The organism is Luteimonas sp. Soil_N_1 (assembly GCF_057656255.1).
Genome location: NZ_JBDGKS010000001.1, coordinates 882600 through 905534, shown reverse-complemented (window position 1 = coordinate 905534; position 22935 = coordinate 882600). Strand labels below are relative to the sequence as shown.

Annotated in this window: 16 protein-coding genes and 2 pseudogenes; 7 read left to right on the top strand and 11 right to left on the bottom strand. The window is 68.3% G+C overall.

Features of this window, described 5'->3' with window-relative positions; translation table 11 throughout:
• Window positions 1–11: 11 nt before the first annotated feature.
• A complete protein-coding gene (locus AC3A4E_RS04155) occupies window positions 12–830 on the bottom strand; it encodes a DsbC family protein (protein ID WP_487630298.1) in 819 nt (272 codons plus the stop codon).
• Window positions 831–1217: 387 nt separating this feature from the next.
• A complete protein-coding gene (gene xerD / locus AC3A4E_RS04150) occupies window positions 1218–2195 on the bottom strand; it encodes a site-specific tyrosine recombinase XerD (RefSeq protein ID WP_487630297.1) in 978 nt (325 codons plus the stop codon).
• Between the two features lie 45 nt (window positions 2196–2240).
• On the opposite strand from xerD, the gene AC3A4E_RS04145 reads away from it, so the two are divergent.
• Window positions 2241–2726 (top strand): RDD family protein, encoded by a 486-nt coding sequence (locus AC3A4E_RS04145; protein WP_487630296.1) that lies wholly within the window; start codon window positions 2241–2243, stop codon window positions 2724–2726.
• A gap of 355 nt (window positions 2727–3081) precedes the next feature.
• Here the strand turns inward: AC3A4E_RS04145 and lptG are convergent, their stop codons facing one another.
• Both lptG and lptF read right to left on the bottom strand, forming a co-directional pair.
• Complete coding sequence (gene lptG, locus AC3A4E_RS04140; protein WP_487632009.1) at window positions 3082–4245, bottom strand: LPS export ABC transporter permease LptG; 1164 nt, start codon at window positions 4243–4245, stop codon at window positions 3082–3084.
• Window positions 4188–5273 carry an LPS export ABC transporter permease LptF gene (gene lptF / locus AC3A4E_RS04135; RefSeq protein WP_487630295.1) on the bottom strand — a complete coding sequence of 362 codons (1086 nt, stop codon included), beginning with the start codon at window positions 5271–5273 and terminating at the stop codon, window positions 4188–4190. The genes lptG and lptF overlap by 58 nt, the downstream gene beginning before the upstream one ends.
• 134 nt (window positions 5274–5407) lie before the next feature.
• Here lptF and AC3A4E_RS04130 point away from each other — a divergent pair, with 134 nt between their 5' ends.
• The 5 genes from AC3A4E_RS04130 to zupT all read left to right on the top strand — a co-directional run bounded on the left by AC3A4E_RS04130 (window position 5408) and on the right by zupT (window position 12633).
• Window positions 5408–6886: a leucyl aminopeptidase gene (locus tag AC3A4E_RS04130; RefSeq protein ID WP_487630294.1), complete on the top strand. Its 1479-nt coding sequence runs from the start codon at window positions 5408–5410 to the stop codon at window positions 6884–6886.
• A gap of 67 nt (window positions 6887–6953) precedes the next feature.
• On the top strand, window positions 6954–7379 hold the full coding sequence (locus AC3A4E_RS04125) for a DNA polymerase III subunit chi (RefSeq protein ID WP_487630293.1): 426 nt from the start codon (window positions 6954–6956) through the stop codon (window positions 7377–7379).
• 108 nt (window positions 7380–7487) lie between these two features.
• Window positions 7488–10307: a valine--tRNA ligase gene (locus tag AC3A4E_RS04120; RefSeq protein ID WP_487630292.1), complete on the top strand. Its 2820-nt coding sequence runs from the start codon at window positions 7488–7490 to the stop codon at window positions 10305–10307.
• Window positions 10308–10433: 126 nt separating this feature from the next.
• Window positions 10434–11747 (top strand): NAD(P)/FAD-dependent oxidoreductase, encoded by a 1314-nt coding sequence (locus AC3A4E_RS04115; RefSeq protein ID WP_487630291.1) that lies wholly within the window; start codon window positions 10434–10436, stop codon window positions 11745–11747.
• A 76-nt stretch (window positions 11748–11823) separates the two neighbouring features.
• Window positions 11824–12633, top strand: coding sequence for a zinc transporter ZupT (gene zupT, locus AC3A4E_RS04110; RefSeq protein ID WP_487630290.1), 810 nt, complete (start codon window positions 11824–11826; stop codon window positions 12631–12633).
• Between the two features lie 89 nt (window positions 12634–12722).
• On the opposite strand, the gene rpoH is transcribed toward zupT, so the two are convergent.
• From rpoH to AC3A4E_RS04075, 7 genes and pseudogenes are all read right to left on the bottom strand, one after another.
• On the bottom strand, window positions 12723–13601 hold the full coding sequence (gene rpoH / locus AC3A4E_RS04105) for an RNA polymerase sigma factor RpoH (RefSeq protein WP_232134244.1): 879 nt from the start codon (window positions 13599–13601) through the stop codon (window positions 12723–12725).
• 198 nt (window positions 13602–13799) lie between these two features.
• Window positions 13800–16577, bottom strand: coding sequence for a bifunctional [glutamate--ammonia ligase]-adenylyl-L-tyrosine phosphorylase/[glutamate--ammonia-ligase] adenylyltransferase (gene glnE / locus AC3A4E_RS04100; protein ID WP_487630289.1), 2778 nt, complete (start codon window positions 16575–16577; stop codon window positions 13800–13802).
• A 221-nt stretch (window positions 16578–16798) separates the two neighbouring features.
• Entirely contained in the window at window positions 16799–18427 is a 1629-nt protein-coding gene (locus AC3A4E_RS04095) for a phytoene desaturase family protein (RefSeq protein WP_487630288.1), read from the bottom strand.
• A complete protein-coding gene (locus AC3A4E_RS04090; protein WP_487630287.1) occupies window positions 18424–19542 on the bottom strand; it encodes a UDP-N-acetylglucosamine--N-acetylmuramyl-(pentapeptide) pyrophosphoryl-undecaprenol N-acetylglucosamine transferase in 1119 nt (372 codons plus the stop codon). Before AC3A4E_RS04090 ends, AC3A4E_RS04095 begins: the two co-directional genes overlap by 4 nt.
• 74 nt (window positions 19543–19616) lie before the next feature.
• Window positions 19617–19946: pseudogene (locus tag AC3A4E_RS04085) on the bottom strand (GNAT family N-acetyltransferase); the annotation flags it as partial.
• Window positions 19947–20066: 120 nt separating this feature from the next.
• Window positions 20067–20342 (bottom strand): annotated as a pseudogene (locus tag AC3A4E_RS04080) (GIY-YIG nuclease family protein); the annotation flags it as partial.
• A gap of 31 nt (window positions 20343–20373) precedes the next feature.
• Window positions 20374–21588, bottom strand: a complete 1215-nt coding sequence (locus AC3A4E_RS04075) for an NAD(P)/FAD-dependent oxidoreductase (RefSeq protein ID WP_487630286.1) — start codon at window positions 21586–21588, stop codon at window positions 20374–20376.
• A gap of 126 nt (window positions 21589–21714) precedes the next feature.
• Between AC3A4E_RS04075 and AC3A4E_RS04070 the strand changes: the two genes are divergently transcribed.
• Entirely contained in the window at window positions 21715–22932 is a 1218-nt protein-coding gene (locus AC3A4E_RS04070; RefSeq protein ID WP_487630285.1) for a BaiN/RdsA family NAD(P)/FAD-dependent oxidoreductase, read from the top strand.
• The last annotated feature ends 3 nt before the right edge of the window (window positions 22933–22935 follow it).

The following is a 22935-nucleotide window of genomic DNA, read 5'->3' as shown; positions in this document are numbered from 1 at the left end:
GGCGTCATCGCTCAGCGGCTGCCGCCGGCGGTCTCGCCATCCAGCCGCTGCAGTGCTTCGAGCAACTGGTCCGGCGGCATGTAGCCCGGCATCGTGGTGCCATCGGCGGCGATGATCATCGGCGTACCGGTCAGACCGGCGCGCTGGCCGAGCGCGTAGTGCGCAGCGACCGGGTTCTCGCAGGCATTGGAATCGACGCGACGGCCGGCCTTGGCATCGGTCAGCGCCTTCTTGCGATCGCTGGCGCACCAGACCGACTCCATCAGGCGGAAGTCCTCCGTCCCCGGACCCATGCGCGGATAGGCGAGATACTCGATCGCGATGCCGCGCTTGTTGTACTCGGCGACCTCCTCATGCAGGCGCCGGCAATACCCGCACTCGACGTCGGTGAACACCGAAACGGTGTACTTCGGATTGGCCGGCGCGAAGATGATGCGCTGGTCTTCCGGCACTTCGGACAGCAGTCGCTGGCGCAGCTTCGACAAACCCGCCTGGCTCAGGTCGCGCTTCTCGCGCGCATCGAACAGGCTGCCCTGCAGCACATAGCGGCCGTCGTCGCTGACGTACAGCACCTGGCCGGACACGATGACTTCCTGGAAACCCGGCAACGGCGCATCGGCGATGCTTTCGATCGACACCTTGGGGTTGATCGACATGATCGCGTCGCGCGCTTCAGCGACCGGCGAGCCCGCAGGCGCTTCGATCGCGGCAGGCGCGGACGCCGGCGCGGCCGTCCCGGCAGGTGCTGCAGCGGTATCGGACGCTTCCGGGTTCTGGGCGCAGGCGGACAGGCTGAAAGCGCCGAGCAGCGCGAACACATAGTGCTTCATCGGATATGGCGACCATGACGGGGCATCCCGGGGGCGGCCATTCTGGCATGAAGGCCGCGGGCGGATCGCGGCATGCCTGCGGCCAGTCAGTCGGCCGGCGGTTTGGGGTATCCGACGGGGAGTCCGGTGTTAATTCGGGGGGCCGGCGGGACCGTGCTTCGCGCGTCCGGCCCGGCGAAGCAGGACGGGCGTTCGGCCCCATCACGCGGCATGCCGCGTGAGCGACGGGTTCTTACCCAGCCCGGCGAAGCACGCCGGGCGTTCGGCTCTATCGCAAGGTCAAGATCCGATTGTTGCGGACGCTTCACTGCATCGCACGCCCGGCCTCGCGAAGCACGCGAGGCGTTCGGCGCACCCGCGCGGCGGTGCCGCGCGAACGGGTGCGCCTCACCCCCTCGGATGGTGGGTGGTGTGGAGGCGTTTGAGTTGTTCGCGGGCGACGAAGGTGTAGATCTGCGTGGTCGACAGCGAGCTGTGGCCGAGCAGCATCTGCAGGGCGCGCAGGTCGGCGCCGTGGTTGAGCAGATGGGTAGCGAAGCTGTGGCGCAGGCCGTGCGGGCTGACGCGCGCGGGATCGATACCGGCCGCAGCGGCATAGCGCTTCACCAGGACCCAGAACTGTTGCCGGGTCATGGCGGCACAGCGCGCAGTGAGAAACAGCGGCGTGTCGCCGGCCGCGTCGCGCACAGGACCTTTGCCGCCGGCAAGCGCCGGACGGGCTTCGCCGAGATATCGCTGCAGCCAGTGCTGCGCCTCCTCGCCGAGCGGCACCAGGCGCGTGCGCTCGCCCTTGCCGGTTACCCGCAGCGCGCCCTGGCGCAGGTTGACCCCGTTGGCCGGCAGGCCCGTGAGTTCGCTGACACGCAGGCCACAGGCATACATCAGCTCCAGCATGGTGCGATCGCGAAGGCCCTCGACGTCGCCGGTGTCGGGCGCCGCCAGCAGCGCGTCAATCTCCGACTCACCGAGTGCCTTGGGCAGCGAACGCGGCAGCTTCGGCGGCTCCAGCAGTGCGGTCGGATCGTCGCTGCGGTCATGCCGGCGCTGCCGGTGGGCATAGAACGCACGCAGTGCCGACAGCAGACGTGCATTGCTGCGCGCGGTCCAGCCGTGACCGGATCGCCAGGCCAGGAACCCGAAGATCGCTTCACGATCGGCACTGGCGATACCGCCGTCGGTGTTCCGCCAGCGCGCGAATCCCTCCAGATCGCTCCGATAGGCCGCGCTGGTCTGCTTCGCAGTGCCGTGCTCGGCCCAGAACGCATCGAGGAATCCCTCGATGTCGCGCGCGTCCCGCTCGCGCAATGGCGGCAGGGCCATGGCGAGGGCACGGCGCTCGGCAGGTGTATGTGCAGGGTTCGACATCACGCACAGCTTAGTCCGCCGCCACGTCCCCGCTATGCTCTGTGGATGCCAGCGCCCGACGCCACGACACCCGCCCCGCCCCGCCCATGGATCGGCTGGCGTCTGCTGGCGATGCTCTACGACCTGTGGCCGGTACTGGCGCTCTGGTTCGCGACGGCCGTCCCGTTCGTCCTGTTCGATGTGGTCGTCAGCGGCGACGTCCACCACAACATCGGACCGTTCAGCGCCATCCAGTGGCTGCTGTGGACGGCCTGCTGGGCTGTGGCCGGGCTGTACGCCGTCATCAGCTGGCGCACCGGCGGGCAGACACTGGGCATGCGCCCCTGGCGGCTGCGTGTCCGCGGACGCGATGGCGGGCGTGCGTCGACCGGCACCCTCTGGCTGCGGTTCGCGGTGGCCACGGTGTCGCTGCTGGCAGGCGGACTGGGGTTCTGGTGGGCATGGATCGATCGCGAAAAGCTGACCTGGCACGACCGCGCGAGTGGGACGCGCGTGGTGCGTGAAGCGAAGCGGGACGTCGCGCGCGACTGAACGGCTGTGTCGCCGGGGCGGTGCCCAGCGCGGGGCTCTCCACTGCGACGCACCCCATGCGCTCGGACCCGTCGTGTGACACCGGTCGAGACGTTACTGGCTTTTTAGTGGATCGCTTGCTCCACCTCGCGAAGCACGCGAGGCGTTCGGCCCCCGCCACGCGGTCTCGGTCGAAACGCGACAGGCTTTTCATTGGACCGCCCGTCCGGCCCGGCGAAGCACGCCGGGCGTTCGGCCCCGTCACGCGGTCTTGGTCGAAACGCGACAGGCTTTTCATTGGACCGCCCGTCCGGCCCGGCGAAGCACGCCGGGCGTTCGGCCCCATCACGCGGCATGCCGCGTGAACGACGGGGCCTCACCCACTCCGGCGTCGGAAGAGGGTCCAGGAAATGAGCAGCATCACCACCGGCGGAATGAGGTAGGCCAGGCGGTAATCGAGGCGGAACACCGCGGCGAGCTTGACGACCTGGGTCTGGGCGAGCCAGAAGCCCAGCGCGAAGACCACCCCGACAAACAGGCGCACGCCGGCATTGCCGCTGCGCAGCGACCCGAACGCGAAAGGAATCGCCGCCAGGCACAGCGCCAACACGTTGAGCGGATAGAACCAGCGGCCCCAGTAATGCTCTTCGAACTCGCTGGCATCGAGCTGGTTGCGATGCCGGTACTCGATGCCCGCACGCAGTTCGCTCGCCGGCATATAACGCGGCCGCCAGATGTTGCTCGCGCTGGCAGCCAGCGTGGATGCGTCGAGCTGGGACTCCCAGCGCTCCTCGATCGCCTCGGTCCGCGTCACCGCGCGGGGTTCGAACCATGTGCGATTGACGTCGCGCAGCAACCAGCCATCGGCGCCGTGCTCGGCGGTCTTGGCGTGCGCCACCGATTCCAGGCGTCCGTCGCTGGCGAACTCGAACAGGCGCACATCCTGCAACTGGATGCGGCTGCCGGCGCCATCACTGATCTCGTTGCCGTTCTGCGCATTGAGGAAGGTGTCGCCCTCGCGCGCCCACAGGCCCGAATAGCGGCCGACGATCATGTCGCTCGAACGCGCGGCCGACTTCATGCTGTCGGCGCTGCGTTGAGCCATCGGGCCGAGCGTCTCGCCGTTGAGCACCATCACCCCGGTCAGCACCAGCAGCGGCAGCGCGACCGACACGCTCAGGCGGGTGCGCGACAGGCCCACGGCGCGCATCGCGATGAGTTCCGAGGTCGCCGCCAGCTGGCCCAAGCCCATCAGGGAGCCGATGACCGCGGCCGTGGGAAACATGACGTATGCGCGGCGCGGCAGCGTCTGCAGGATGTAGGTCACCGCGCCGAAATAGGTGTAATCGCCCTGGCCGACGGCGCCGATTTCGCTGACGCCGGCCATCAACGCGTCGAGGCCGATCAGGACCACCCACGTCGCCATCACCATGACGGTGACGACCTTGGCGACATACACATCATGGATGCGCAGCAAGGGCCTCATTTCGCGCGCCTCCACTTCGGTGCGATGACCCGGCCATCGGTGAAGTACATCCAGCAGGCGAAGCCGAGCAGCGGCAGGACCAGCCACCACAGGCCCAACTGCACCGGAATGCGGCCTTCGCCGACCCAGTCCTTGCCGAGCATCATGAAATTCATTCCCAGCACGTAGGCCAGGAAGCCGGTCATCATCCGGCCGTAGCGCGCCTGGCGCGGCGGACTGCGCGCGAGCGGCACCGCAAGGAGCGCGAAGGCCAGGGTCAGCAGCACGGGCGCCATCCGGTAATGGAGCTCGGCGTGCGCCTGCGGCCGCGCGTCGCCGAACAGTGCCAGCGTCGGCTGCAGTTCGGGATCGTCGCCATCGGCGCGCGCCTCGGCCGTCGGCAGGCGCAGCTCGTTGCTGGCGTAGCGCATCAGGCGGTAGTCGAGTCCGGCGTCGAGCGGCCCTTCCACGCGGAAACCTTCGTCCAGCCGCAGGAACCGCTCGGTGCCTTCGATGCTCAACGCACCGCTGAGCGCGGTCGTGACATCCATCCGCCCATCGTCCTGGCGATAGACGAACACGCGGCCAAGCTGGCTGCCGTCATCGGACATCGCGTTGACGTAAACCACACCGCCACCGCCGGGGAACTCGACGAAGCGTCCGGCTTCCAGTCCGGTGACCAGCAGGCTGCGCTGGCCGGCCTCGATCATCTGCTGCGAGTAGTCGCGCGCCCACGGGCCGAGCCACAGCGAACAGGCGCCGATGATCAGCAGCATCGGCCCGACCACCAGCGACAGCGGCCGCAGCAGGCGTCGCGGGCCGATGCCAACCGAGGTCAGCACCGGCATTTCCGAATCCCGGTACAGCCGGCCGAAGCCCAGCATCAGCCCGAGCATCAGGCCCAGCGGCAGGATCAGCGGCATGTAGCTGATCACCGACAGGCCCAGTTGGGCCAGCATCAGCTTGGCCGGCACCCGGCCGCGGGCGATGTCGCTCAGTACGTCCGCGAACACGCCGCCCAGGCTCACGATCAGCAGCACTACGAGGGCGGCGAACGTGGACTGGGCCAACTCGCGGGACAGGTATCGGTCGAGCTTCGACATCGTGTGTGGGGGCTTTGCTTTAGACTTGGGGGTTCGTCCAGCCGCGCCACCACGGCGCTTCTGCAGCGGCAAGCCTGACTGGGCGCCGCGCGCTGGACCGTGAAGTGTACCGATCACCCCATGGAATCTGGTTGATGACCCTCGAATTCACCCTGAACCAAGCGTCCCCCGCCACCCTGTCCAGCGATTGCCTCGTCATTGGCGTCTTCGCTGACGGCCCGCTGGCCGGCGCCGCCGCCGCGATCGACACCGCCAGCGGCGGTCGTCTGTCTGCCCTCGCCACGCGTGGCGATCTGTCCGGCAAGGCCGGCCGCACCAGCCTGCTGCACGACCTGCCGGGCGTCACCGCGCTGCGCGTGCTGGCGATCGGCCTGGGCGAGCGCGCCAAGTTCGGCGTGCCGCAGTACCTCAAGGCGGTTGCCGATGCCGTGCGCGCCCTGCGCGACGGCAACAGCACGAGCGCTGCGATCGCGCTGGCCGACCTCGACGTCGCCGGCCGCGACACCGCTTGGAAGATCCGCCAGGCCGTGGTCGCCGCCGACCACGCCGCGTACCGCTACGTGGCCACGCTGGGCGCCAAGAACAAGAAGCGCGAGCCCGACACGCTGACCGCGATCTCGATCGTCGGCGACGACGCCGATGCGCTGGCACAGGGCAAGGCGATCGCCGCCGGCGTGAAGTTCGCCCGCGAGCTCGGCAACCTGCCGCCGAACATCTGCAACCCGGCCTATCTGGGCGAGCAGGCGCAGACCTTCGCGTCGCGCTTCGACAAGGCTTCGTGCGAAGTCCTCGACGAGACCCAGATGGAAGCGCTGGGCATGGGTTCGCTGCTCGCCGTGGCGCGCGGTTCGGCCAATCGCCCGCGTCTGGTCGTGCTGAGCTGGAAGAACGGCGGCGACGCCAAGCCCTTCGTGCTGGTCGGCAAGGGCATCACGTTCGATACCGGCGGCGTCAACCTCAAGACGCAGGGCGGCATCGAGGAAATGAAGTTCGACATGTGCGGCGCGGCGACGGTCATGGGCACCTTCGTGTCCGCGGTCGGCCTCGATCTGCCGATCAACCTGCACGTGATCGTGCCGGCGGTGGAGAACGGCATCGACGGCGACGCGTATCGCCCGTCGGACGTCATCACCAGCATGTCGGGCAAGACCATCGAAGTCGGCAACACGGACGCCGAAGGCCGCCTGATCCTGTGCGACGCGCTGACCTACGCCGAGCGTTTCGAGCCGGCTGCGCTGGTCGACGTGGCCACGCTGACCGGCGCCTGCATGATCGCGCTCGGCACGCAGGCCACCGGCCTGATGAGCAAGCACGACGATCTGGCCGCCGAACTGCTGGCCGCCGGCGAGCACGTCTTCGATCGCGCCTGGCGTCTGCCGCTGTGGGACGAATACCAGTCGATGCTCGATTCCAACTTCGCCGATGTCTACAACATCGGCGGCCGCTGGGGCGGCGCGATCACCGCGGGCTGCTTCCTGTCGCGCTTCACCGAAGGCCAGCGCTGGGCGCATCTCGACATCGCCGGCAGTGCCAGCGGCAGCGGCAAGATGGCCTACGCCACCGGCCGCCCGGTCGGCCTGCTGAGCCAGTGGCTCATGGACCAGGTCGACTGACCGGTCCGGGCCTTGCGGGGATGCGGCATCGCGCCGCGTCCCCGGTTCCGGCCCGACCGCCACCGCCATGGCCCGCGCCGACTTCTACCTGATCGCCAAGCCGCGCTTCCGCGAGGAACCGCTGCGCCTGGTCTGCGAACTCGTCCGCAAATCCTATGCGGCCGACCTGTGGACGCTGATCCTCGCCCGCGACGCCGAACAGGCCGAAGCGCTCGACGATCTGCTGTGGGACATGGGCGAAGACGCCTACATCCCGCACCAGATCGCCGGCATGGACGAGGAGGACGACGAGACGCCTGTCCTCATCGCCACGCCCGACTTCGACGCGCCGATGCGCGCGCTGGTCATCAACCTGCGTGACGCCGTGGCCCCGCCCGGCTTCGAACGCGTGCTCGAAGTGGTGCCGGCCGACGACTCGGCCCGCGAACCGCTGCGCGAGCGCTGGAAGCAGTACAAGGCCGCCGGCCTCGATCTCGCCAAGCACGATATGTGAGGGCCGGGATTCGGGATTGGGGATCGGGGATTCGACACGCGAACTCCGCCCCGCCGGGATCCCTGCTCCGCCCAATCCCGACTCCCCCTTTTCCGAATCCCACGCCCTATGTCCCTCGCCCAAAGCTACGACCCCGGTACCTTCGAAGCCCGCCTGTACGCGGAATGGGAGAAGAGCGGCGTCTTCCAGCCGCAGGGCGACGGCCCGGCCTACACCATCCTGCTGCCGCCGCCGAACGTCACCGGCACGCTGCACATGGGCCACGCGTTCCAACACACGCTGCAGGATGCGCTGATCCGCTACCACCGCATGCTGGGGCACCGCACGCTGTGGCAGATGGGCACCGACCATGCCGGCATCGCGACCGAGATGGTCGTCTCGCGCAACCTCGCGCTCGAAGGCAAGGGCGAGACCCGCGACTCGCTGGGCCGCGACGGCTTCATCGAGAAGGTGTGGGAGTGGAAGAGCCAGTCCGGCGACACGATCGAGCGCCAGATGCGCCGTCTCGGCGCGTCGGGTGACTGGTCGCGCAAGACCTTCACGATGGATCCACTGCCCTCGCAGGCGGTGGTCGAAGCCTTCGTGCGTTTGCACGAGGAAGGCCTGATCTATCGCGGCCAGCGCCTGGTCAACTGGGATCCGGTGCTCAAGACCGCGATCTCGGATCTCGAAGTCGTCAGCGAGGAGGAAGACGGTTCGCTGTGGTCGATCCGCTATCCGCTTGCCGATGGCGCGAGTTACGAACACGTCGAAGTCGACGCGGACGGCGTGGAGACGCTGCGCGAGACGCGCGACTATCTCGTCGTCGCGACGACGCGCCCGGAAACCATGCTCGGCGACACCGCGGCGATGGTGCATCCGGACGACGCGCGCTACGCGCATCTGATCGGCCAATCGGTCGTATTGCCTTTGACCGGTCGCCGGGTTCCGGTGATCGGCGACGGCTACGTCGACCGCGCGTTCGGCACCGGCGTGGTCAAGGTCACGCCCGCGCACGACTTCAACGATTACCAGGTCGGCCAGCGTCACGACCTGCCGATGATCAACCTGTTCACGCCGGACGCCGCGGTCAACGAGAACGCGCCCGAGCAGTACCGCGGCCTCGATCGCTTCGACGCGCGCAAGGCCGTGCTCGCCGATCTGGAATCCGGTGGTTTCCTCGTCGAAACCAAGCCGCACAAGCTGCAGGTCCCGCGCGGCGACCGCACCAGCCAGGTCATCGAGCCGTATCTGACCGACCAGTGGTTCGTCGCGATGGAAGGCTTCGCCAAGCGCGGCATGGACCTCGTCGAAAGCGGCCAGGTGAAGTTCGTGCCGCTGAACTGGACCAGCACCTATCGCCACTGGATGGAGAACATCCAGGACTGGTGCATCAGCCGCCAGCTGTGGTGGGGCCACCGCATTCCGGCGTGGTACGACGCTGACGGACGCGCCTACGTCGGCCGCGACGAGGCCGAAGCGCGTGCGCGCAACGGGCTCGGCGCCGATGTCGTGCTGACCCAGGACACCGACGTGCTCGAGACCTGGTTCTCGTCGGGCCTGTGGCCGATCAACACGATGGGCTGGCCGGACGAGACGGCGATGTCCGAGCGCGGCTTCGAGCACTTCGTGCCGTCGAGCGTGCTGGTCACCGGTTTCGACATCATCTTCTTCTGGGTCGCCCGGATGATCATGCTGACCGATCACCTGACCGGCCAGGTGCCGTTCCGCGACGTCTACATGACCGGCCTGGTGCGCGATCGCGACGGCCAGAAGATGTCGAAGTCGAAGGGCAATGTGCTCGACCCGCTCGACATCATCGATGGCATCACCATCGAGGACCTCGTCGCCAAGCGCACGACCGGGCTGATGAAGCCCAAGGACGCGCCGAAGATCGAGAAGGCGACGCGCAAGGAATTTCCGGACGGCATCATCGCCCACGGCGCCGACCCGCTGCGCTTCACGATGGCCGCGCTGGCCGGCCCGGGCCGCGACATCAAGTTCGATCTCGGCCGCGCCGAGGGCTACAAGAATTTCTGCAACAAGCTGTGGAACGCCACGCGCTTCGTGCTGATGAATACCGAAGGCTTCAGCGCCGAGGGTGCGCCCGAGCCGACGACGGATGCGGAGAAGTGGATCCTCGCGCGTCTGGCGACGACCGCCGACGAGGCTCGCGCGCACTTCACCAGCTACCGCTTCGATTTGCTCGCGCAGACGCTGTACGAATTTGCCTGGAACGATTTCTGCGACTGGTTCGTCGAACTCGCCAAGCCGGCGCTGCTCGGCGATGACGCCGCCGCCGCGAACAGCACCCGGCACACGCTGCTGCACGTGCTCGAATCGCTGCTGCGTCTGCTGCACCCGCTCATTCCGTTTGTCACCGAAGAGCTGTGGCGCCAGGTCGCACCGCGCGTCGGCATCGCGGACGCGACGATTTCGCTGCGTCCCTATCCGGCACCCGACAGCGATCTGATCGCCCGCTGCGCGCAGGCGACGACCGACGTCGAATGGCTCAAGCAGATGGTCACCGCGCTGCGCCGCGTGCGCAGCGAGCTGGGCGTCTCGCCGGGCAAGCAGGTGCCGTTGCTGGTGCAGGCCGGCAGCGACGCCGCGCGCGCACGTCTGCAGCGCTTCGATTCGCAGCTGAAGTTCCTCAACCGGCTCGAACGCATCGACAGCGTCGACGGCGATCCACCGCCGGCCGCGACCGGTCTTGTTGGTGACGTGAAGCTGTTCGTGCCGCTCGAAGGTCTGGTCGATCTGGATGCCGAGCGCGCGCGCCTCGACAAGGAAATCGCCCGCGTGCTGTCGGAGAAGGACAAGAGCGCCGCGAAGATCGCGAAGTTCAGCGACAAGGTGCCGGCGGCCGTCGTCGACCAGGAGCGTCAGCGCCTCGTCGACTGGACCGCGCAGCACGACGCTCTCGCCGCGCAGCGCGCGCGGCTCTGAGGCATGACGCCGGCGCTCACAAGCGCCGGCGTTTGACCGCTGCACACGTACGCGTGCAGCGCGCGTCCTGACGAAGCGTTACCGGGTGGCCGCCTACAATCGGCCAACCCCACGCACGTCGATCCCATGTCCAGTTCCGATCGCATTCCCCATGTCGTCATTGTCGGCGGCGGTTTCGCCGGCCTTTGGGCCACGCGTGCACTCGCGCGCGATCCGGTGCGCATCACCCTCGTCGATCGCGGCAACCATCATCTGTTCCAGCCCCTGCTCTACCAGGTGGCGACGGCTGGCCTGTCAGCGCCGGACATCGCCGCGCCGCTGCGCCACATCCTGCGCAGCCAGGACAACGTCGAGGTGCGGCTGGCCGAGGTGCAGGACATCGACACCGCCGCGAAGACACTCGCGCTCGCCGACGGCACCAGCCTCGGCTTCGACACGCTGGTACTCGCTGCCGGCGCCACCCATGCCTACTTCGGCAACGATCACTGGGCCGCGCATGCGCCGGGCCTGAAAACGCTCGACGACGCGTTGCTGTTGCGGCGCAAGTTGCTGCTCGCCTTCGAGCGCGCCGAGGCCGAAACCGATCCCGACAAGCGCGCCGCGTGGCTCAGCTTCGCTGTCGTCGGCGGTGGCCCGACCGGCGTCGAGCTCGCCGGCACACTGGCCGAGATCGCGAGGCACACGCTGCGCAGCGAGTTCCGCAACATCGATCCGGCCCTGGCGAAAGTGCGCTTGGTCGAAGCGGGGCCGCGCGTGCTGTCGTCGTTCCCGGACGATCTGTCGGAGAAGGCGCGCCGCCAGCTGCAGAAACTCGGTGTCGAGGTGCAGACCGGCACGCCGGTCGCCGACATCGATGCCGACGGCTACCGCCTCGGCGATCAGCGCGTCGCCGCGAAAACGGTGATCTGGGCCGCGGGCGTGGCAGCGTCGCCGCTCGGCGCCCTGCTCGATGCGCCGCGCGACCGCGCCGGTCGCGTCCAGGTCGAACCCGATCTGCGTGTGCCGGGCCATCCCGACATCTATGTCGCCGGCGATCTCGCCGCGATCCAGAGCGCCGGCCAGCCCGTGCCGGGCGTCGCGCCGGCCGCCAAGCAGATGGGGCGGCACGTCGCGACCAGCATCCGCGCACGCCTGCGCGGCCAGGCGACGACGCCGTTCGCCTACCGCGACTTCGGCAACCTGGCGACGATCGGGCGTATGGCCGCGGTCGTGCATTTCGGCCGGCTCAAACTGTCGGGCGCACTCGCCTGGTGGTTCTGGCTGATCGCCCACGTGTTCTTCCTGATCGGCTTCCGCAACCGCGTGGTCGTGCTGCTCAACTGGACGATGGCGTACTGGAGCTACCAGCGCGCGGCGCGGATCATCTTCGGCCCGCCCCTCGATGCCGAAGCGGCCGCCAAGCCGGACCGTGAAGGGCCCGACGCACCGCGCATCGGCTAGCATGGCCGCGCGCCCACCCAAGCCGGATCTGCAGCCAGGCTGAGTCGCTCCCCCCACACGTTCCGGCGTTCCGCGCATGCTCGAAATCTCGACCCACAATTTCTGGATCGCGCTGGCGGTCACCACTGCCGCTGGCCTGGCCACAGGCCTCGGCAGCCTGCTGGTGCTGTTCGCGAAACAGCCGAACGCGCGCCTGCTGTCGTTCGGCCTGGCGTTCGCCGCCGGCGCGATGGTCTACGTGTCGCTGACCGAGATCCTCGACAAGTCGATCCTCGCCTTCACCAATGCCTACGGTCCGCAGCTCGGCTTCACCTGGGGCACGCTCTCGTTCCTAGGCGGCGTGCTCTTCATCGTCACGATCGATCGGCTGGTGCCCAACCCGCACGAGCGTCTGGAAGTCGACGATCCCTACTTCCGCGAGCACAACACCAGCTACATCAAGCGCGTCGGCCTGCTGACCGCGGTCGCCATCACCGCACACAATTTTCCCGAAGGTCTGGCGACGTTCTTCGCCACGCTGGAGAACCCCGGCGTGGGCATGCCGCTCGCGTTCGCGATCGCGATCCACAACATTCCCGAAGGCATCGCGATCGCGGTGCCGGTGTACTTCGCCACCAACAACAAGCTTTACGCCTTCCTCGCCTGTCTGCTGTCGGGTCTGGCCGAACCGATCGGCGCGCTGATCGGCTACGCCGTGCTGCGCCCCTTCCTGTCCGAACCGGTGTTCGGCGTCGTCTTCGGCCTGATCGCCGGCGTCATGGTGTTCCTCGCCCTCGACGAACTGCTGCCCGCTGCCAAGCGCTACGCCAAGGGACACGAGACGGTGTACGGCCTGGTCTCGGGCATGGCCGCGCTGGCGATCAGCCTGGTGCTGTTCAAGTGGTGAGTGCACGCCGCGCCTGGCGCGCCTAGACATCGCAAACAGAAACGGCCCGCTTGCGCGGGCCGTTTCACATGTCGCATTCGAGCCGGGGATCAGGCCGCGAACAGCGCTTTCATCTTCTTCAGCGCGTTGGCTTCGACCTGGCGGATGCGTTCGGCGGACACGCCGTACTCGTCGGCCAGTTCCTGCAGCGTCACCTTGTGCTCGTCGTCGAGCCAGCGGCGGCTGATGATGTCGCGCGAACGCGCATCCAGCGTGGCCATGCCTTCGCGCAGCAGGTCCAGCTTGCTGCCTTCGCTGTCGCGACGCTCGTAGGCCTGCGCGGGATCTTCATCCTGCGCGACGAGGTAGGCGACCGGCGCCGGTGGCGCGTTGTCGTCGTCCTCGCCTGCGGGCGCGTCGAAACCGATGTCGCGACCGGACAGGCGCGACTCCATCTCGAGCACTTCGCGCTCGGACACGTTCAGATCGGCAGCAACCGCCCGGACCTCGCTCGCGTTGAGCCAGCCCAGACGCTTCTTGCTCTTGCGCAGGTTGAAGAACAGCTTGCGCTGCGCCTTGGTCGTGGCGACCTTCACGATGCGCCAGTTCTTCAAAATGAACTCGTGCATCTCGGCACGGATCCAGTGCACCGCAAAGCTCACCAGGCGCACGCCCACGTCGGGGTCGAAACGCTTGACCGCCTTCATCAGGCCGATATTGCCTTCCTGGATCAGATCGCCCAACGGCAGGCCGTAGCCGTTGTAGCCACGGGCCACGTGCACGACGAAGCGCAGGTGCGAATGCACCAGCTCGCGTGCGGCGTCGAGATCGTCGTCGTCGCGGTAGCGCTGCGCCAGCGCCTGCTCATCTTCGACCGACAGCACCGGAATCTGGTGCACGGCGCCGATGTAGGCATCCAGCGAGCCCAGCGGGTTGAGGGTCGGGAGGCTGTTGGCAACCAGGGCGTGGGACATGGTCTGCGTGCTCATGGGGAGGGATGTTAGCAGTCGATACCTATGACTGCTAAGACGCACAGGAGTTCCCGAATGTTCCATTCACAGAACGACACCGGGAATTTCGTTGACTTCTATTCACGTCCGGGATTGTCGTTGGCCCCGGCGGTCACTGCGCATCTTGGGAGCAAGTCTGCGGACCGACCCGCCAACCTCGCATGAAAACCGCCGCATTCAGGCCCAGTCGGCCGCGCAACGGATCGTCTCGCGCGCGGTCTCGAGCTCGGGCGTCTCGACGACGATCCGGGTCCGCCGGTCCAGCATGCAGCCCAGACCGAGTTCCAGCAGCGTCGCGTGGGCCGCGCGGAGCCCGGCGCTCGTGGCCGCATCGATCAACCCTTCCGCACCCGCTGCTTCCAGCAGCAGCGGCGTCGCGCGCGGTGGGAGCAAGGCAGGCCGCGTCGACGCCTCGCGCAGCACCAGCCACTGCAGCAGGAATTCCAGATCGACCAGACCGCCCGCGCCCTGTTTCAGATCGAAACGGTCGCCTGCGCTGCGGTCCAGCTCGGCACGCATGCGCCGGCGCATCGACAGCACGTCCTCGTGCAGCTTCGCCGGATCTCTCGGCGTCGCCAGGATGTCGCGGCGCACGTCTTCGAACGCGGCCGCCATATCGTCATGCCCGGCCACGAAGCGCGCGCGCACCAGTGCCTGGTGTTCCCAGGTCCAGGCCCGCTCGCGCTGGTATTCGGCGTAGCTGGCCAGCGACGAGACCAGCAGCCCCTTGCCGCCGTCCGGGCGCAGGCGCACGTCGACGTCGTAAAGACGGCCGCCGCCGGTGACGGTGCCCAGCAGCGCGACGATCTTCTGCCCCAGCCGTGCGGCCCAGCGCTGTGCATCAAGCGGACGCTCGCCGGTGGATTGCGCATCGGCGGGCGCGTCGTAAAGGAATACAAGGTCGAGATCGGAACCGAAGCCGAGTTCTTCGCCGCCGAGGCTGCCGTAGCCGATCACCGCGAACCGCGCGTCGGGCAGCGCGCCATGTGTGGATTCAAGATCGCGCATCGCCAGTGCCAGCACGGTGTCGACCACCGCGTCGGCCAGCCACGCGAGCTGGCGCGTGGCGTCCTGTCCCGACTGGCGCCCATCGAGCGTCGCGAGCGCGATGCGGAAGCTCAGCTGCTGGCGGGTCTCGTTGAGATCCAGCAGGCCGGCTTCGAGATCCGGCTGCCGCAACGCGCGCGCGCAGGCCTGGGCCATCTCGCCACGCTGCAGCAGCGGTCCTTCATCGCGCGTGTCGAGCAGTTCGTCGAGCAGAAGCGGATGCGCGGCGAGCCGTTCGGCGAGAAACGCGCTGCGCGTGACCACGTCGACCAGACGTGCGAGCGCTGCCGGGCGTTCGTCGAGCAGGGCCAGATAACTCGCGCGCCGCAGGATGTTGTGCAGCAGTGCGAGCAGCCGGCGGATCGCCTGCAGCGGACGGTCCGCGGGCGCGGACGCCTGCAGCAGTACCGGCATCAGCCTGTCCAGTCGCGTGCGCGCGCTGTCGGAGAGATCGCGCACGCTCGGGGAACGCGCGAAATCGCGCAGTGCCGCGTCGACTTCAGTGCTGTCATTGAAACCCGTGGCTTCGAGCACCGCGCGCTCGCCGCCCTCGGGCAGCGCGCGCCAGTAGCCAGCGAGATCGTCATCCGTCTCCACCGCCCGCTGCTGGCTACGCACGGCGAACAGCGCATCGAACTCCTGCGCGACCGACGCGCGCACAGCGCGCAGTGCATCGACGAGCGCGTCCCAGTCGACATAGCCGAGACCGCGCGCGATCCGCAGACGGTCAAGCGGATCGGCAGGCAACATGTGCGTCTGCGCATCGCGCAGCATCTGCAGCCGGTTCTCCAGCTGGCGCAGGAATCGATACGCGCGTTGGAGCAACGCCAACGTGTCCGCATCGATCTGCGCATGCGCGTGCAAGGCCTCGAGCGTCGGCAACAGGCGCCGGTCGCGCAGCGCCGGCTCGCGGCCGCCGCGGATCAGCTGCAAGGCCTGGGCGAGGAATTCGATTTCGCGGATGCCACCGTCTCCGCGCTTGATGTCGTCGGACAGCTCCTTGCGCGCGACCTCGGCCGCGATCATCGCCTTCATCTGTCGCAGGCCGTCGAGCGCGCCGTAATCGAGATAGCGGCGATAGATGAAGGGCCGCAGCTGCGACAGGAACCGCTCGCCGGCCTCGATGTCGCCGGCAACGGGCCGCGCCTTCTGCCAGGCGTAACGCTCCCAGTCGCGGCCTTCGTGCTGGAAGTACTGCTCCATCGCCGCGAAGCTCAACGCGATGCGTCCCGCGCTGCCGAACGGACGCAGACGCAGATCGACGCGATGGCTGAAGCCGTCGGCGGTGTTCTCGTCGAGCAGCTTCGCGAGCTGTTGGCCGAGCCGGGTGAAGTAGTCCTCGGCCGCAAGCGCACGTGCGCCATCACTTTCGCCCGCGGTCGCGAAGCCGTAGATCAGGTCGATGTCGGAACTGAAATTGAGTTCGCCGCCACCGAGCTTGCCGAGGCCGAACACGACCAGACGTACGACATTCCCGTCGGCATCTCGCACCTGGCCGTAGCGCTGGGCGAACTCCGCTTCCAGCGCGTCGAGCGCGAGCGTCAGGCAGGTTTCCGCCAGCGCCGTGCTGCCAGCCAGCGTCTCGTCGACATCGTCGAGACCATGCACATCGCGCCAGACCAATCGCGCCGAACACGCGGTGCGATAGCGACGCAGCAACGCCGGCCATTCGCCGCGGTTGCCGGCGTCGAGTGCGGGTGGCGCGATGCCGTGTTGCGCGCTGTCCTTCAGGAGTTGCGCGAGCGCGTCCGGCTGACGCTGCAAGACGTCGAGCGCGAAATCGCTGGCGAGCGCGACCGGGCGGATGCGCGCGATGGCATCGGCATCGCTGCGGGTGGCATCCGGCAGTCGCGCGATCAGGCGGTCGAGCTGGGCGTCGATTTCGGGCGGCAACGGGGCGTCAGGCATCCGCGGATTGTCGCATCGCGATGCGGATATCGCGCCCGGACGCGTGGCGTTCCGGCATGCCCTTCAAAAACGTCAGGCAAAAAAAAAGCCCGCGACCGGTAAACCGGTTGCGGGCCTTGCTCCCTCCCCCACGTCGGGTGCAGGGCGATAGTGAAAGAGTCGTTACCGCTTTGCACGCTGCATTGCAAAACGATACCGACGGGTTCAAAAACCCCGCCCGTTCAGGGTCTTGGACCGCGCCGCAGGTCGCGCAGGATCTCGCGCGCAGCGTTGCGCCCGGGCAGACCGGTAACGCCGCCGCCCGGGTGCGAGCCGGAGCCGCAGAGGTACAAGCCGCCCAGCGCGCCGCGATAGTTCCCCTGCCCGAGCACGGGCCGTGCGCTGAACAACTGGTCCGGGCCCAGCGCGCCGTGGAAGATGTCGCCGCCGATGAGGCCGAGCCTGCGTTCCAGATCGAAAGGCGTCAGCGCGTCATAGCCGAGCACGCTGCGCGCGAAGTTCGGCGCCTGCGCATCCACCGTGTCGATCATCAGTTGCGCGACCGTGTCGCGGTGCGCGTCCCAGCCGCCGTCGGCGTCCTCGATCACCGGATTGACGTGCTGGCAGAACAGGCTAGCGACGTGCTGGCCGGGCGGCGCGAGGCTGTCGTCGAGCGTCGACGAGATCACCAGTTCCACGACCGGCGCGCGCGCCCAGCCGGGATTGTGTTCGCGCGATTTCGCATCGAAGTACGCGCGCTCGAAATAGCCGAGCGAATCGCCGATCAGGATGCCGCTCTGATGATGCGGCTGCAGCGTCGTGCCCGGTGCTGCGCGGAAATCCGGCAGTTCCGACAGGGCGACATTCATTCGGAACGTGCCGGATCCGCAGCGGTAGCGGCGGATGCGCGCGGTGGTGTCCTCGTCGAGATGTTCGGGTGCGACCAGACGCGTGTACAGCAGCTTCGGATTGAGGTTGGATGCGATCACGCCCGCGCGCAATGTGCGTCCGTCGACGAGTGCGACACCGACCGCGCGACCGTTCTCGACAATCACCTGCGCGACCTCGGCATCGGTATCGATCACCACGCCACGCGCGCGGCATTCGGTGGCGATCGCATCGCTGATCGCGCCCATGCCGCCGATCGCATGCCCCCACACGCCGCTCTTGCCGTTGACCTCGCCGAACACGTGATGCAGCAGCACGTAGGCCGAGCCCGGCGTGTAGGGACTGGCGAAATTGCCGACGATCGAATCCCAGCCCAGCGCAGCCTTCAGCGGTTCGTATTCGAACCAGTCGTCGAGCAGTTCGCCGGCGGATTTGGAGAACAGATCGAGCAGGTCGCGGCGGCCACGCATATCCAGCGACTTCAGCTGCCGCGCGACGCGCAGCGAGTTGAGCCAGTCGGCGAGCACGAAACGGTCGCTGACGTTGGGCGGTGTCGCGTGCATCAGTTCTCGCAGCACGACGACCACGCGATCGAGCATCGCGTAGTACTCGGGTAGACGCGCCGCATCGCGTGGCGACCAGCGCGCGAGTTCGGCGGCACCGTCCGGGCCGCCGAGACGGAATGCGCGGCCGTCCGGCAACGGCAGGAAATTCGAGTACGGCCGCTCCACCACGCGCAGGCCGTGCTGCGCCAGCCGCAGATCGGCGATCACCTTCCGATTGAGCAGGCTGACGGTGTAGCTCGCGAGCGAGTTGCGGAACCCCGGGTGGAATTCCTCGGTGACGGCCGCGCCGCCGACGATGCGGCGACGTTCCAGTACCCGCACGCGCAAGCCCGCGCCCGCGAGATACGCCGCGCAGACCAGTCCGTTGTGGCCGCCGCCGACGACCAGCACATCGCAGTCGTCGCGGCGGGCGCTCATGCGTGCCGGGCCAGCGTGGACTGCACGAGATCGGCCAGCGTCGACGCGGCCTGCGGGCGACCGAGCGCCGCCGAGGCGCGCGCGGCATCGGGCAGGACGGTCGGCGATGCGAAGGCGTCTGCGAGCAACTTCGACAGATGCTCGGGCGTGAGTTCGGATTCGGGCACACACCAGCCGATGCCGGCCGCGGCCAGCGTTTCGGCGTTGCGGCGCTGCTCGTCGCGCGAGCCGCCGGCGGGAATTGGGACCAGCACCGCCGGACGGCCGACGGTCAGCAGATCCGCGGCTGTCGTTGCGCCGGCGCGGGTGATCACCAGATGCGCATCGCGCAGACGCGCACCCATGTCGTCGAAGAACGGACGCACGGTCGCGTCGATGCCAGCCTCGCGCAGCGTGCGCTCGATCTCGTCGGTCGCGTCGCCCTTGTATTGCAGCGAGACCTGCAGGCGCTGCCGGATCGATTGGGGCAGCTGCAGCAACGCCGGCGGCACGACCTCGCCGAACACGCGTGCGCTCTGGCTGCCACCGACGACGAGCAGGCGCAACGGAGCGGCCGCATCGAGCAGCGGATAGTCGCCACGTGCATCGAGGATCGCCTGGCGCACGGGATTGCCGGTGTCGACGATGCGCGCGGCGTCGAAGCCGTCGAGACCGGCGGTGTCCGGGAACGACGTCGCCACGCCATCGGCGAAGCGCAGCAGTTTGCGGTTGGCCATGCTCAGGCGCGCGCCCTGCTCGTGCAGCAGCAGCGGCAGCGCGCGGCTCTTGGCCGCCAACGCTGGCGCGAAGCTCGGGTAGCCACCGAACCCGACCAGCAGGCGCACGCTGCGACGGCGCATGTCGGCGCGTGCCTGCGCCGTCGCGCGCAGGATCGTCAGGCCGGCGGCCAGCTTGCCCGAGAGGCCACCTTCGAGGCTGCGCGCCGGCAGCACCACGTGGTCGAGTCCCGCCAGCGCCTGCGTGTACGCGGCGCCGCGGCGCTCGGTGTAGATCACCACCGGATGACCGCGACGCTGCAGCTCGCGCGCCAGCGCCTCGGCCGGGAACAGATGCCCGCCGGTGCCGCCAGCGGCGCAGGCGATGGTGGGGAGCGATGCGGGAGACACGTGCGACATGGACAACCTGGGAGCTCACGACAGCGCACGACTATAGCCAGTGCGCCCGATGCGATCACGCCTGCAAGGGGCGCTCAATCGTCCAAGGTGCGGGTCATGAAGGTGCTGAAGGGATCGTCGACGTAATCGCCGAACGGGCCGCAGGGTTCGAACCCGTGGCGCGCGTACAGCGCATGTGCCGGCGCGAACGCGGCCGCGGTGCCGGTCTCCAGGCTCAGCCGCTGCCAGCCCTGCGCGCCGGCCGTGGCCATCAGGTGCGCGAGCATCGCTGCGGCGACGCCCTGGCGCAGGTGCGCGACATCGGTGCGCATCGATTTGAGTTCGCCATGCCCCTCGCCGAGATCCTTCAGCGCGCCGCAGCCGGCCAGGGCATCGCCGCGCCAGGCGCCCCAGAACGACACGCCCGGTGCGCGCAGGCCGGACAGATCCAGCGCGTGGATGCTTTCAGGCGGCGAATGCAACGCCATCGCGTCGAGATGGGCCTGCAGCAGCGCGATGACGCGCGGATCGTCGAGACCGCCGGCGCGGATTTCCAGCGTCGACTCGGGCGCCTGCAGCCAAGCCAGCTTGCGCGCACGTGGTTGGCGCTTGAGCTGCCATTCGGCGCGCGAGGCGCTGGCGCGATCGGGATAGCCGCGACTGGCGAGGATGCGCACCGGCGGGTTGCCGCGCGTGTATTTCGCGCCGCGTCCTGCGGCATGGGCTTTGAACCGCGCGTCGAGATCATTGGTGATGCCGGCATACCAGCTGCCGTTGCGGCATTCGAGCAGGTACAGGTGCCAGGGCGACGGTGCGGTCATCGCACCGATTATCCATACGTGCGCGACGCTGTCAGCGGTCCAGGCGATCGAAGGAGAACAGGGACGCCAGCGGATGTTTGCGCCGCTCGATCAGCGCCCGCAGCAGGCCGGCGCCCAGCATCGAATAGGTGATGCCGTTGCCGCCGTAGGCCATCGCGAAATGCACGCGCTTGCCCGTCGCGGCATGCGGGCCGAAGAACGGCAGGCCGTCTTCGGTTTCGGCGAAGGTGCCGGCCCAGGAGAACGTGGGTGTGAGATCGAGATCCGGGCGGATCTTCGCGATCTGTTTCATCAGCACGCGCGCCTTCTTCTCGACGCGCGCGTCGCGCCTTGCGGGCACGTCGACATCGTCGTCCTCGCCGCCGATCAGCAGGCGCCGGTCGCCGGTGGTCCGCATATAGAGATAGGGCCGCGCGGTTTCCCAGACCAGGGTGCGGGTGAGCGGACCGAGCTGGGCTTCGGAGATCGGGTCGGTGACGAAGGCATAGCTGCTGCGGTTGCGCGCGACCTGCTTCGGCAGCCAGTGCTGGCTGGCATAGCCGGCGGCGATCACGACGTGGCGGGCGCGGATGCGCACGCCCTTGTCGGTCGTTGCGACCACATCGCGCGCACGCGCATCAAGACGCAGGATCGCGGTGCGGTCGAACACCTGCGCGCCGCGTTTCACCAGTCGAGCGAGCAGCCGTGACGCGAAGCGGTAGGGATCGACCTGCGCAGCCTGCTTGCTGCGCAGCGCAGCGGGCGCGTCGATCAGGTATTTGGCTTTCAGCGGTTCCGATTCCAGATACTCGATGTCGAAGCCGTGCCGTCGACGTGCGTCGTATTCCTCACGCAGGCTGGCGACGTCGCGCTTGCGGCTGGCGTAGTACAGACTGTCGGCACGTTCGAAATCCACATCGCGCAGGCCGCGTGCCACCTCGGCCAGCATGTCGATCGATTCGCCGCAGGCGCGATACGCGAGCGCGGCATCGTCCTCGCCGTAACGCTTGGCCAGATCCACCAGATGGGTGTCGATCTCGTACTGCAGCAGCGCGGTGCTCGCCGCCGTGCTGCCCCAGGCGATGTCCCGCTGCTCGACGACTACAACCGAATGTCCGTGCGTGGCGAGTTCGTCGGCGATCAGCGCGCCGGTGATGCCGCCGCCGATGACCAGCACGTCGCAGGCCACGTCCGCTTCAAGCTGCGGGAACGCGTGCATCAGACCGTTGCGCACGGCCCAGAAGGGGTAACCGCTCTTGAGGTCCATGCGCGCGCATCGTGTGGGAGGTGCGACAGCCTAGGCACGCGTGCGTGAACGCGTCGGTGACAGCCTCCGACGACAGCCGCGGCCGCCGCCCGCTAGACTGCGCGCCCCTGCCCGACCGGTCCTGCGATGTCCGTCGTTCCCGCCCCCGCCTCCGCCGCCCTTCCGTCCACCGAGTGGGACGTCATCGTGCTGGGCGCCGGTGCGGCCGGCCTGATGGCGGCGATCGCGGCCGGCCAGCGCGGCCGGCGCGTGCTGGTGCTCGACCACGCGAACAAGGTCGGCAAAAAGATCCTGATGTCGGGCGGCGGCCACTGCAATTTCACCAACACCGGCACCACGCCGGCGCAGTACCTCTCGGACAACCCGCACTTCTGCAAGTCGGCGCTGGCACGCTACACGCCGCAGGATTTCATCGAGCTGGTCGACCGCCACGGCATCGCCTGGCACGAGAAGGAGCTGGGCCAGCTGTTCTGCGATGGATCCTCGAAGCAGATCGTGCAGTTGCTGCTCGACGAGGCGGATGCCGTCGGCGTGCAGGTGCGCACGCATTGCGCGGTGCAGCTGCCGCGACGCATCGACGACGGCTACGTGATCGACACCGCAGCCGGTCGACTGCGCTGCGCCTCGCTGATCGTCGCGACCGGCGGCCTGTCGATTCCGAGCATGGGCGCGACCGGTTTCGGCTATGACCTCGCGCGCGGCTTCGGCCACACGCTGGTGCCGACGCGCGCCGGCCTGGTGCCGCTGACGCTCAGTGGCAAGCATCAGGAACGCCTGGACGAACTCTCAGGCGTCGCGCTGGATGTCGAAGCCGGCTGCAATGGCGCGTTCTTCCGCAACCGGATGCTGGTCACGCATCGCGGCATCAGCGGCCCGGCGATCCTGCAGATCTCGTCCTACTGGCAACCCGGCGACGATCTGCGTCTGGACCTGCTGCCCGGCCGCGATGCGCTGGCGTGGCTGCAGACGCAGCAGGCCGAACGCCCCGGCACCGAACTCAAGAACGTGCTCGCCGAACTGATGCCACGCCGCTTCGCCCAGCGCCTGTGCGAGATCTGGCTGCCGAACCGGCCGATGAAACAGTTCACCCCGCCGCAGCTGCAGGACACCGCCGCGCTGCTGCAGGCCTGGCCGCTGGTCGCCAGCGGCACCGAGGGCTACCGCACCGCGGAAGTCACCCTGGGTGGCGTGGATACCGGCGGCGTGTCGTCTCGCACGATGGAATCGCAGCACGCGCCCGGGCTGTACTTCATCGGCGAAGTACTCGATGTCACCGGCTGGCTCGGCGGCTACAACTTCCAGTGGGCATGGGCCTCGGGCGTGGCGGCCGGCAGCGCGGCCTAGCCG